The following is an 11,908-nucleotide window of genomic DNA, read 5'->3' on the forward strand; positions in this document are numbered from 1 at the left end:
GGTTCGTTTCGAGTGCCGCCGTGCTTCTGCCCGTGACACGTCCACCTTTTGGTGTCCCACAGTTTCGGATCGACAGTCAGTTTGCAGCTGAACTGTGTCTGGCTGCCGTCCACCGTGATGCGTCCATGACGGGAACTGTCCCGTCCTTTTTCACTACCTGACGCTTGAGGTAGTAGATTACTGAAAATGTACTCTTCATTGTCCTTTAATTTTTGGGTTTCAAAATTAGTTGGTGAAGAGTCCGGTGTTGGTACGCAAAACGGGGAGGAACGGCGCAATCTTTTTCCGTAACCTGATTTTTCGCATGAGTTATGGATAACTCACTATTCCTTAGAGCCTTGTTTCGCTATTCGTACCCGTTTGTCGCATTTTCGGGCATGGTTACGAACAAGTAACGTAGCGGCGTCAGGATTTGGCTTCGGCAGGGATTGTAATGGCTTCACGGATTATCGCCACTTCAACCAAAACCCTTGTAACTCAATTCTATCACTATATCTTTCCGCATTTCACTTTTTTGTAGTAACTTTGCAGCGAAAAAGAAATTACACTTCTTGAAATATGGCATATTCAACTTTTACTCTCTCAAATGGCTTACGACTTATTCATACTACCAGTCCTACAAATGTGGCTTATTGTGGCTTTGCCATCGACACCGGCACACGCGATGAACTTCCGCAAGAGCAAGGTATGGCCCATTTTGTAGAGCACCTGATTTTTAAAGGTACAGAAAAGCGAAAAGCCTGGCACATTCTTAATCGCATGGAGAATGTGGGAGGTGACCTGAATGCCTATACCAATAAGGAGGAAACTGTCATTTACAGTGCTTTTTTAAAAGAACATTTCAACCGGGCTGCGGAATTACTGACCGATATTGTTTTCCACAGTGTGTTTCCAGCTAATGAAATCGAAAAAGAGGTAGAAGTCATTATCGACGAAATCCAAAGTTATGAAGATAGTCCTGCGGAACTTATTTTTGACGATTTTGAAGAACTGATTTTCCCGAACCATCCGCTAGGCAGAAACATACTTGGTAATCCAGAACTTTTACGCCAGTTCACGAGCGAAGACGCGCAACATTTCGTTCATTCCCACTACCAACTGGAAAACATGATATTTTTCGTTCAAGGAGATATTCCTTTCCAGAAAGTAATCCGTACGCTTGAGAAAGTGACTGCAGATATTCCCCGCTTTGAAAGAATAAAAGAAGCGCGCATGCTTCCTCCTGCCTACAAACCTAACCAACTAACCATTCACAAGGACACTCACCAGGCACATGTCATGATTGGAGGAAGAGGCTACCACGCTTATGATGAACGGCGTACAGGTTTGTACCTGCTTAATAATATTCTCGGAGGCCCTGGCATGAACAGCCGGCTCAACATCTCTTTACGCGAAAAAAGAGGATTGGTTTATAATGTAGAATCCAATCTCACATCGTATACAGATACAGGTACATTCTGTATCTATTTTGGTTGTGACCTGCATGATACAGATCATTGTATTTCATTAGTACATAAGGAACTTAAAAAAATTAGGGAAAATGCACTGACCTCTCTACAACTCGCAGCTGCTAAAAAACAAATCATCGGACAGATAGGAGTTGCTGGAGACAATTTTGAAAATAATGCACTCAACATGGGCAAATGCTTTCTGCATTATCATACTTACGAAGAAAAAGAAGAAGTATTCAAAAGGATTGAAGCACTGACCTCAACACAACTACTCGACATTGCCAACGAGGTCCTCTCCGAGAACTATCTTTCCACACTTATTTATAAGTAAATTCAGGCCGGATAATCCATTTTTTTTACCATTTAGTCACTGAATATAAACACATACTCCGTAAAGTTGTTTTTTGTCTTTTCATAAATTTCTAAAACTTCCTACATTCGGGAAAAATAAGGAAACTATGAAAAAGAATGAAATGATCAAAGGTAGATTGGAAGAATGGATTAAACAGAAAGGGTTCTTAAACTCCAGGCTTACCATCATTGAACTATGCAAAACCATAGGTATTAACAGGACCTACCTGTCAAACTACATCAATCATACCTATGGACTAAACTTTAATTTATGGCTTAATCACTTACGCATAGAAGAAGCCAAACTATTAATGACACAACCTCCGAAGCGCAATTTGTCAGAAATAGCCGAACGAATAGGCTTCACTGATTTAGCTCACTTCAGCAAACAATTCAAACTTCAGGAAGGGGTCTCTCCGTCGGAATGGAGAAAGAATATGTAATAATACGCAACGGAGCGGCAGGAGAAGCGTAAAAATCACTATCTTTGTACGGTTAAGATAGGATAATTACATAAACTATATACACATGAAAATAGAAGATAAACTGACCGAATCTATCCTGAACGGTATAAAGACCTTATACAATCAGGAAGTTCCTGCCAAAATGGTTCAACTTCAGAAAACAAAGAAAGAGTTTGAAGGCCACCTGACACTGGTTGTCTTTCCTTTCCTGAAGATGTCTAAAAAGGGCCCGGAACAAACTGCACAAGAAATTGGGGAATACTTGAAACAGAATGAACCGGCCATCGCAAACTATAACGTAATTAAAGGTTTCTTGAACCTGACCATTGCATCTGACGTATGGATTGAACTGCTGAACCGTATCCACACCGATAATCAGTGGGGTATACAGAAAGCAGACAACAATGCGCCACTTGTCATGATTGAATATTCTTCTCCTAATACCAATAAACCGCTTCACCTGGGTCACGTGCGTAACAACCTGCTGGGAAGTGCGCTGGCTAACATCATGGCTGCCAACGGTAACAAGGTGGTAAAAACAAACATCGTAAACGACCGTGGTATCCACATCTGTAAGTCCATGCTGGCCTGGTTGAAATATGGTAACGGTGAAACTCCTGAATCATCAGGCAAGAAAGGCGACCACCTGATTGGTGATTACTATGTAGCTTTCGACAAGCACTACAAGGCTGAAGTGAAAGAGCTGATGGCTCAATATCAGGCTGAAGGAATGAACGAAGAAGAAGCAAAGGCAAAAGCCGAAGCTAATTCTCCGTTAATGCTGGAAGCACGCGAAATGCTTCGCAAATGGGAGGCAAACGACCCGGAAGTACGTGCCCTCTGGAAGAAGATGAACGACTGGGTATATGCAGGTTTCGATGAAACCTACAAGATGATGGGAGTAAGCTTCGACAAGATATACTACGAATCACAGACTTACCTTGAAGGAAAAGAAAAGGTAATGGAAGGGCTGGAAAAAGGACTTTTCTATCGTAAGGAAGACGGTTCTGTATGGGCCGACCTGACTCCGGAAGGTTTGGACCACAAATTGCTGCTCCGTGGTGACGGTACTTCTGTATACATGACACAGGACATCGGTACCGCCAAACTGCGCTTCCAGGATTATCCTATCAACAAGATGATTTATGTGGTAGGTAACGAACAGAACTATCACTTCCAGGTATTGTCTATTCTGCTCGACAAATTGGGCTTCGAATGGGGTAAAGACCTCGTACACTTCTCTTACGGTATGGTGGAACTGCCGGAAGGAAAGATGAAGAGCCGTGAAGGTACGGTAGTAGATGCCGACGACCTGATGGAGGCCATGATTGAAACTGCCAAGGAAACCAGCAACGAACTGGGCAAACTGGACGGACTGACTCAGGAAGAGGCAGACGACATCGCACGCATCGTAGGTTTGGGCGCCTTGAAATATTTCATCTTGAAAGTGGATGCACGCAAAAACATGACTTTCAACCCGAAAGAATCTATTGACTTCAACGGAAACACTGGTCCGTTCATCCAATACACATACGCACGTATCCAGTCTATTCTGCGCAAGGCAACAGAAGCTGGACTCAGCATCCCGGCTGTCATCCCAAGCGGTATTGAACTGAGTACAAAAGAAGAAGGTCTGATTCAAATGCTGGCAGACTTTACCAACATAGTGAAACAAGCCGGAACAGATTACAATCCATCTATTCTGGCAAACTATGCTTACGACCTGGTAAAAGAATACAACCAGTTCTATCATGACTTCAGCATTCTGCGTGAAGAAAATGAAGCCCTGAAAATATTCCGTCTCGCCTTGAGCCAGAATGTAGGCAAAGTAGTCAAGCTGGCTATGGGCTTGCTGGGTATCGAAGTACCTGAACGCATGTAATCACAATCTTGTATATCAAGTGGCTGGCAAAAGGGTAAACCACACTCTTTTTGCACAGCCACTTTCTTTTTAAAGACCATCTTATGGCTAAAAAAAAATTCTACGTAGTCTGGAAAGGAGTGAATCCGGGCATCTATTCTTCGTGGACCGATTGCCAACTGCAAATACAAGGCTATAAAGGAGCCATATATAAGTCATTCGATTCACAAGAGGAAGCTGAACATGCTTTCGCGACTCCTGCACATCAATACATGAACCGCCACCGTGCATCAGCTTTAGAAAAGCCTGAGGCACAACTCCCCGAAAACTTCAATTTAAACTGTCTGGCAGTAGATGCTGCTTGTAGCGGTAACCCTGGCCCCATGGAATATCGCGGAGTATACCTGCTGACAGGACAGGAAATCTTCCATTTCGGACCAGTTTACGGTACCAACAATATCGGAGAATTTCTGGCCATAGTCCATGGACTGGCACTTCTTAAACAAAAGAACCTGAACATGCCTATCTACTCCGACAGTCGTAATGCCCTCTCTTGGGTGAAGCAAAGAAAATGCAAGACCAAACTGGAACGAACCGAGAAAACAGAAGCACTTTTCCAGTTAATTGAACGGGCAGAAAAATGGCTGAAGGAAAACACTTATACCACTCCCCTGCTCAAGTGGGAGACTGACGTATGGGGAGAAGTCCCTGCTGACTTCGGACGTAAATAATCAAAAACTTAAACAGATGAAAAAGAGACTTACATATCTGGGATGTTTTTTCGCCAGCATACTGGGTTACTTCCTGCTTCAGAAACCTGTCTTTATGCTCTATAACGGTGCATGCGAGAAGGGAACAGCTTTCATAGACTACCTTCGGGTATTGTTCCATGGCTTTACGCTTGACGCAGCAACTACCGGATACCTGACGGCCATCCCCTGGCTGGCCATTCTTTGCAGTATATGGTTCCGCCGTTTCCCGTTGAAAAAGGTACTTATCGGCTACTACGTTTTAATCAGTCTGGCTACCACACTTATCTTCATCGGCGATATGGCCTTGTATCCATTTTGGGGATTCAAATTAGATGCTTCCATCTTCCTCTACCTAGATTCTCCGAAGAATGCCATGGCCAGTGTATCCTTTGGATTTATTCTGATACGACTGCTGTGTATCCTCATCTTATCAGCCTTGGTGACATGGGGATTATATAAGATCACACCAGACTGTCTGCCACAAGTCCAGAAGCGTATCACAGGCAGTTTGATAACTCTGCTTTTGGGAGGAGTTATCTTTATCGTCATACGAGGAGGTGTAACCGAATCAACCAGCAACGTAGGACAAGCCTATTTCTGCAATGACGAATTTCTGAATCATTCCGCCATCAATCCGGACTTCAGTCTGTTGTCTTCCATCAGCAAAACCACCGACTTTTCCCAGCAGTTCAATTTCTTCGATGAAAAAAAACGGGCAAGTTTATTTGAAGGATTGTATGCTGATACAGGAGAGAATGCGGTTTCATTACTTACCACCAACCGTCCTAATGTATTGATTATCCTCATGGAAAGTTTTGGAGGAGTATTCGTAGAATCATTAGGAGGAATACCCGGTGTCAGCCCGAATCTGGAGCGCCTGAGCAAGGAAGGAGTCTTCTTTACTAATTGTTATGCCAACAGTTTCCGAACCGACCGAGGTACGGTCTGTACCTTCAGCGGATACCAAAGCTTCCCGACGGTTTCCGTCATGAAATCTCCCGCCAAAAGCCGCACCTTGCCTTCTATTGCCGGGAAACTGCGGGAACAAGGCTATGCCACAGATTTTCTGTATGGAGGCGATATCAACTTCACCAACATGAAGAGTTATTTGCTGGGCAGCGGATACCAACGGCTGACAGCAGATGTAGATTTCAGCATGGAAGAACGGAAAAACCCATGGGGAGTAAACGATGACATTACTTTCGAGTACCTCTACCGCCAGATAAAAGAACGGGATACTGACCAGCCCTGGCATACGGCCTTCCTCACCCTGAGCAGCCATGAGCCGTTTGAGGTACCCTACCATCGCCTGAAAGAGAAAATTCCTAATGCTTTTGCTTTCACTGACGATTGTCTGGGGAAATTTATCGACAAACTCAAGACGCTTCCTCAATGGAAGAACTTACTCATCGTGTGTCTGCCAGACCATGGCTACTATTATCCGGAAGAAGGACTGGTGCATGACCCACGTATCCACCACATTCCGATGCTATGGTTAGGAGGCGCCATTAAGCAGCCTATGGTCATTGACAAACTGATGAACCAAAGTGATATGGCCGCTACCCTGCTGGCACAATTGGGAATCAGCCATAAGGAATTCAACTTCAGCCGTAACGTGTTAGGTAAAAACTACAAGTACCCGTTTGCTTACTATACCTATAACAACGGATTTGCCTTCCGCGACAGTACCGGTACCACACTGATTGATAACAATTCCGGCAAGACATTAATAGAATCCCCAGCTCCGAACGAACGACGCACAGAACTGGGGAAAGCGATTCTACAATCTTCTTATGACGATTTAGGAGCGCGATAAATAGATTACTCCACAAACATCACTTTCGATGCATCACGCGGCTTGGCTGCCGGTGACTCATCTGGATATCCGAAGGCTATGCAATACAACAATTCATAGCCTTCAGGTATATTCAGGCGCTTCAGATAGTCTGCTGCCTGAGGCTCTGTCTTCATAAAGCGTATGGGGCTTCCCAAACAGCAGGAACCGATACCCATTGACCAAGCCGAAAGAATCATATTTTCTCCCAACAGTCCACAGTCTATCTGCGACATGTCATACGAAGTATCGTTGGCTATAAATACTACCGTAGGTGCATTGCGGAACATATTCTTGAATCCCGGATCTTCTGCCATTTTGGGATTCAACTTCTTATACACCTCCGTAATACCATTGATAAACTCCGGATTGTCTACCACGCGTACTGCCCACGACTGCTTATTCTGTCCGTTGGGTGCATGAATACCACAGTCCAGAATCATCTGCATTGTATCACGGTTTACCGGCTGCGGCAGATATTTTCGCACACTCCGTCGTGTCATGATAGTTTCAATCACCTGATTTTTAGCCGAAGACTCATCAACCGCAGGGGTCTGTTCCGTCTGCGTCTGTCCACCACAGCTGGAGAGGCACAATAACCCTGCTCCTAACATTGAATAAATTACTTTTTTCATAAACTCTTATTTTCACCTAGTTATTTCACCCCTAATTCGGCAAATCCCATCGGTTCGCCCGCACGAATCATACGCGTAGCCTTCAACTCTATATAACGGGCTTTTACCGGAGTAAAGAATACCGACTGCATCACCGGATTGTTCTGTATATTTGAGAACTCACCCGATTTGACCAGTTGATTCACTGCATCCTTGCTCACGCCGACACGTATTTCATAATTGGCAATCAGACCCTTGTTAGGTTCACCCTGATCAGGCAAGAAATGAAGAGAAGAAACCAGTCGCTCCTCTTGAAGTTCAATCAACAAACGGTCACCTTCTACAAAACAAGTCGTCTGCGCCTGCTTGTCAGAAGCCTTTGCCGCCTCATCGGTTTTAACATCCGGCAAAAGATAAGGCAAAGATTCAATGTCTTCAACCTTCTCTACAAATGAATCAGACACATTGCCTGCATCATACACTCCCACACTGCTCAAACAAAGCGGACCACGCGCATCTGTAATCCGGATACGTATACCCTTTGTTTCCACCGTTTCAAAACGTAACAGACGTTTGTATCCAATGGTAGTCGTTTCTTCATTCAGTTTCACCGGAAGCCATGTATCTTTATCAAGATATTCCACCACAAATGCCTTTACACGCTGTCCCAACGGAATATATTCCTGAAGCATCATACGGTTCATCCGAGTAGGCGTATCAAACGAGAACTCGATATCAGCTGTAGTTACCCCGTCTTCCGTAGCCCAATAAGTATCAAAATTATCATCGGTCAAGGCAGATGCCACAAAATCTCCTCCACGTTCATTTGAAACCTTGGGAGTCATTCCTGCCACCAGATTCGTCTTCAACTGCTGCTGAATCATCTCATGGAAACGAACCGCATTGGCAGAATCTACCGGATGAATCAGTCCTCTCCGGTCTACTGGGAAGTTCAACAACAAAGTGGCATTATGCCCCACACTGCGGTAATACAAATCCACCAGCTGATCCGGACTTTTTACTCTGTCATCTTCCTCCGGATGATAGAACCATCCCGGACGGATAGACACATCACACTCTGCAGGCACCCACTGATTTCCATCCGGATGTCCATACTGCAATTCATAGCTCTTATCATATCCCGGATGCACCTCTCCCTTTCGCAGGAATGACCAGTTGGTAGCCCCAGCAAAACCTTTCTCATTACCTACCCAACGGCAACCAGGTCCTCCATCCGAGAAAATGATGGCCTGAGGCTGAATACTGTCCAGCATTTCATAGATACGAGGATAATTATAATAGTTCTTGCGATCAATGGTACGTATATCCTTGGCACCACCATACCATCCGTCACCACCATTAGCACCGTCAAACCATACTTCAAATACAGGTCCGTAGTTCGTCAGCAAGTCATGTAACTGCGCATAAAAGTAAGGCAAATACTCAGGCGTACCATAATTAGCCTGATGGCGATCCCATGGCGAAAGATAAACAGCAAACTTAAGTCCATATTTCTTACAAGCCTCCGACAATTCTTTCACCACATTTCCCTGTCCGTTCTTCCACGGAGAGTTCTTTACACTATAGTCTGTACCTTCAAACGGCCACAAGCAGAATCCGTCGTGATGTTTGGCAGTAAGAATCACTCCTTTCATACCAGCTTTTACCAGTGTCTGCGCCCATTGCTCACAATCCAGATTCGTCGGATTAAACGTTTTCGGATCCGTATCTCCATATCCCCATTCCCGGTCATTAAAAGTATTCAGGCCAAAATGGATAAAAGCATACGTTTCCATCTGCTGCCATTCCACCTGCTTGGGTTCAGGCACAGGAAGAATCGGTTCAGGTGGAAGCACCTTTCCGGAAGTACACGACAAGCAACAAGCCACAACTGGAATGGATAGAAGATGAATAGACTTTCTCATAATAAATTAGATTTACGAATTAAAACTACGACCAAAGATACAAAAAAAGCGGCTTCCCGAAGGAAACCGCTTTCATATTTAAGATTTTGTAAGTCTGAATTACAATTTCGGACCAGCAGCAACCAAAGCCTTACCAGCTTCGTTACCTGTAAACTTAGCGAAGTTCTTGATGAAACGTCCAGCCAAGTCTTCAGCTTTCTTAGTCCATTCAGCAGCATCAGCGTAAGTGTCACGCGGATCCAAGATCTTCGGATCAACACCCGGCAATTCTGTCGGAACAACGAAATCGAAGTAAGGAATAGTCTTAGTAGGAGCTTTTTCGATAGAACCATCCAGGATAGCGTCGATGATACCACGAGTATCACGGATAGAAATACGTTTGCCAGTTCCGTTCCAACCAGTGTTAACCAAGTATGCTTTTGCACCAGTCATTTCCATCTTCTTAACCAGTTCTTCTGCATATTTAGTAGGATGCAAGCTCAAGAAAGCAGCACCGAAGCAAGCAGAGAATGTCGGAGTCGGTTCAGTGATACCACGTTCTGTACCAGCCAACTTAGCAGTAAATCCAGACAAGAAGTAGTACTGAGCCTGTGCAGGATTCAAGATAGATACTGGAGGCAATACACCGAATGCATCAGCAGACAAGAAGATAACTTGTTTAGCGTGAGGACCCTTAGAAATAGGTTTCACGATGTTTTCGATGTGGTGGATAGGATAAGAAACACGAGTGTTTTCAGTTACGCTCTTATCTGCGAAGTCAATCTTACCGTTAGCGTCTACTGTTACGTTTTCCAACAGAGCGTCACGTTTGATTGCGTTGTAGATATCTGGTTCAGATTCTTTATCCAGGTTGATAACCTTAGCGTAGCAACCACCTTCGTAGTTGAATACACCTTCGTTATCCCATCCGTGTTCGTCATCACCAATCAACTTACGTTTCGGGTCTGTAGACAAAGTAGTCTTACCAGTACCAGACAAACCGAAGAAGATAGCTGATTCAGTTTCTTCCATGTTAGTGTTAGCAGAGCAGTGCATAGAAGCGATACCACGCAACGGGTTGAAGTAGTTCATCATAGAGAACATACCTTTCTTCATTTCACCACCGTACCAAGTGTTCAGGATAACCTGTTCTTTAGTAGTCAAGTTGAACACAACTGCAGTTTCTGAGTTCAGACCCAGTTCTTTGTAGTTTTCAACTTTAGCCTTAGAAGCGTTGTAAACAACGAAATCAGGTTCGAAGTTTTCCAACTGTTCTTTAGACGGACGGATGAACATGTTAGTTACGAAGTGAGCCTGCCATGCAACTTCCATGATGAAACGAACTTTCAAGCAAGTAGCTTCGTTAGCGCCGCAGAAACCATCAACAACATACAATTTCTTGTTTGACAATTCTTTAGCAGCCAATTCTTTCAATACATTCCAAGTTTCTGTAGTTACAGGCTTGTTGTCGTTTTTATATTCTTCAGAAGTCCACCATACAGTGTTTTCACTTGTAGCGTCTTTTACCAAGAATTTATCTTTAGGAGAACGACCAGTGTAGATACCAGTCATTACGTTTACTGCACCCAGTTCAGTTACCTGACCTTTTTCGAAGCCTTCCAAACCTGCTTTTGTTTCTTCTGCAAACAATACATCGTAAGAAGGATTGTGTACGATTTCTACGGTTCCAGTGATACCGTACTTAGTAAGATCTAAATTTGCCATTGTTCAAATGATTAATTTGGTTATTATATCAAATGTTTATTGTCTAAATCTGTAAGCCTAATCTGCTTTTTCTGCTCTTCAACATCTCCTTGTTTTAGGCGCTACAAAAGTAGTAGATATTTTTAATTCAAAGAAGTTATTACAGAAAAAAATCCGTAATCATTTAAAGATTTATACTTGTGTAACAAAATTGTCAAATCCACATTACAAATCAATTTTATTTTGTTTCTTTGCAGACTGAAATCTAAATAATAAAACCCCTAAGAACCTGAAAATGTTTATGAAAATAATCAACTTTAACCAAAGCAACAGCCTTTTCAACCAGTTTCTTTCTGAAATCCGCGACGTACATGTACAAGGTGACCGCATCCGCTTCCGACGCAACATTGAACGTGTGGGTGAAATCATGGCATACGAAATCAGCCGGACCCTTCCCTACCATCCGGTATCCGTACAAACCCCACTCGCCACAGCCGTAGAGAACATACCTTCCGAACAGCCCGTAGTAGCGACTATCCTTCGTGCAGGACTTCCACTTCATCAGGGATTTATCAATTATTTCGACCATGCGGAAAATGCCTTCGTTTCTGCTTATCGTAAGTACATCAATGAAGACAACTTTGATATTCACATTGAATACATTGCTTCTCCGCGACTGGACGGAAAGATTCTGATTCTGACCGATCCGATGCTGGCTACCGGCAGTTCCATGGAATTAGCCTACGAAGCTTTACTTACCAAAGGAGAGCCAGCGCATATACACATTGCTTCGGTCATTGCCAGCCGTCAAGCCATCGAGCATATCAAAAAAGTATTCCCGGCTGAAAAAACCACCGTATGGTGCGGCGCCATCGACCCGGAACTGAATGCTCATTCCTATATCGTGCCAGGACTGGGAGATGCAGGCGATTTGTGTTATGGAGAAAAAGAATAAAGACAAAAAAGGAGCCAG

9 protein-coding genes and 1 pseudogene are annotated in these 11,908 nt (G+C 43.8%); 6 read left to right on the forward strand and 4 right to left on the reverse strand.

From position 1 onward, the window contains the following. A pseudogene (locus BACPLE_RS19570) lies at positions 1-199 on the reverse strand (Arm DNA-binding domain-containing protein); the annotation flags it as partial. Positions 200-558: 359 nt separating this feature from the next. Between BACPLE_RS19570 and BACPLE_RS07880 the strand changes: the two are divergent. The 5 genes from BACPLE_RS07880 (at position 559) to BACPLE_RS07900 (ending at position 6,695) form a co-directional block, all read left to right on the forward strand. Next, positions 559-1,782: a M16 family metallopeptidase gene (locus tag BACPLE_RS07880; RefSeq protein WP_007560618.1), complete on the forward strand. Its 1,224-nt coding sequence runs from the start codon at positions 559-561 to the stop codon at positions 1,780-1,782. Between the two features lie 127 nt (positions 1,783-1,909). Then, positions 1,910-2,245, forward strand: a complete 336-nt coding sequence (locus BACPLE_RS07885; RefSeq protein ID WP_148374603.1) for a helix-turn-helix domain-containing protein — start codon at positions 1,910-1,912, stop codon at positions 2,243-2,245. Positions 2,246-2,330: 85 nt separating this feature from the next. After that, complete coding sequence (gene argS, locus BACPLE_RS07890) at positions 2,331-4,148, forward strand: arginine--tRNA ligase (protein WP_007560623.1); 1,818 nt, start codon at positions 2,331-2,333, stop codon at positions 4,146-4,148. A gap of 83 nt (positions 4,149-4,231) precedes the next feature. Beyond that, the gene (locus tag BACPLE_RS07895; protein WP_007560625.1) at positions 4,232-4,858 is read left to right on the forward strand and encodes a ribonuclease H1 domain-containing protein; all 627 of its coding nucleotides are present in this window, start codon (positions 4,232-4,234) and stop codon (positions 4,856-4,858) included. 16 nt (positions 4,859-4,874) lie between these two features. Then, entirely contained in the window at positions 4,875-6,695 is a 1,821-nt protein-coding gene (locus BACPLE_RS07900; protein WP_007560627.1) for an LTA synthase family protein, read from the forward strand. Positions 6,696-6,700: 5 nt separating this feature from the next. On the opposite strand, the gene BACPLE_RS07905 is transcribed toward BACPLE_RS07900, so the two are convergent. The 3 genes from BACPLE_RS07905 to pckA all read right to left on the reverse strand — a co-directional run bounded on the left by BACPLE_RS07905 (position 6,701) and on the right by pckA (position 10,956). After that, entirely contained in the window at positions 6,701-7,348 is a 648-nt protein-coding gene (locus BACPLE_RS07905) for a nitroreductase family protein (protein WP_007560628.1), read from the reverse strand. A gap of 20 nt (positions 7,349-7,368) precedes the next feature. Further along, complete coding sequence (locus tag BACPLE_RS07910; RefSeq protein WP_040312690.1) at positions 7,369-9,252, reverse strand: alpha-L-fucosidase; 1,884 nt, start codon at positions 9,250-9,252, stop codon at positions 7,369-7,371. Positions 9,253-9,351: 99 nt separating this feature from the next. After that, positions 9,352-10,956, reverse strand: a complete 1,605-nt coding sequence (gene pckA / locus BACPLE_RS07915) for a phosphoenolpyruvate carboxykinase (ATP) (protein WP_007560632.1) — start codon at positions 10,954-10,956, stop codon at positions 9,352-9,354. A gap of 280 nt (positions 10,957-11,236) precedes the next feature. Here pckA and upp point away from each other — a divergent pair, with 280 nt between their 5' ends. Next, positions 11,237-11,890, forward strand: a complete 654-nt coding sequence (upp, locus tag BACPLE_RS07920; RefSeq protein WP_040312692.1) for a uracil phosphoribosyltransferase — start codon at positions 11,237-11,239, stop codon at positions 11,888-11,890. Positions 11,891-11,908: the final 18 nt, after the last annotated feature.

Origin of the sequence: Phocaeicola plebeius DSM 17135, assembly GCF_000187895.1 — a bacterium.
Lineage (GTDB): Bacteria > Bacteroidota > Bacteroidia > Bacteroidales > Bacteroidaceae > Phocaeicola > Phocaeicola plebeius.

Excerpts from the sequence above, each read along its gene's own strand:
- BACPLE_RS07905 (WP_007560628.1), bottom strand. The coding sequence starts at position 7,348 with ATGAAAAAAGTAATTTATTCAATGTTAGGAGCAGGGTTATTGTGCCTC.
- BACPLE_RS07910 (WP_040312690.1), bottom strand. The coding sequence starts at position 9,252 with ATGAGAAAGTCTATTCATCTTCTATCCATTCCAGTTGTGGCTTGTTGC.
- BACPLE_RS07885 (WP_148374603.1), top strand. The coding sequence starts at position 1,910 with ATGAAAAAGAATGAAATGATCAAAGGTAGATTGGAAGAATGGATTAAA.
- upp (WP_040312692.1), top strand. The coding sequence starts at position 11,237 with ATGAAAATAATCAACTTTAACCAAAGCAACAGCCTTTTCAACCAGTTT.
- pckA (WP_007560632.1), bottom strand. The coding sequence starts at position 10,956 with ATGGCAAATTTAGATCTTACTAAGTACGGTATCACTGGAACCGTAGAA.
- BACPLE_RS07880 (WP_007560618.1), top strand. The coding sequence starts at position 559 with ATGGCATATTCAACTTTTACTCTCTCAAATGGCTTACGACTTATTCAT.
- BACPLE_RS07895 (WP_007560625.1), top strand. The coding sequence starts at position 4,232 with ATGGCTAAAAAAAAATTCTACGTAGTCTGGAAAGGAGTGAATCCGGGC.
- argS (WP_007560623.1), top strand. The coding sequence starts at position 2,331 with ATGAAAATAGAAGATAAACTGACCGAATCTATCCTGAACGGTATAAAG.
- BACPLE_RS07900 (WP_007560627.1), top strand. The coding sequence starts at position 4,875 with ATGAAAAAGAGACTTACATATCTGGGATGTTTTTTCGCCAGCATACTG.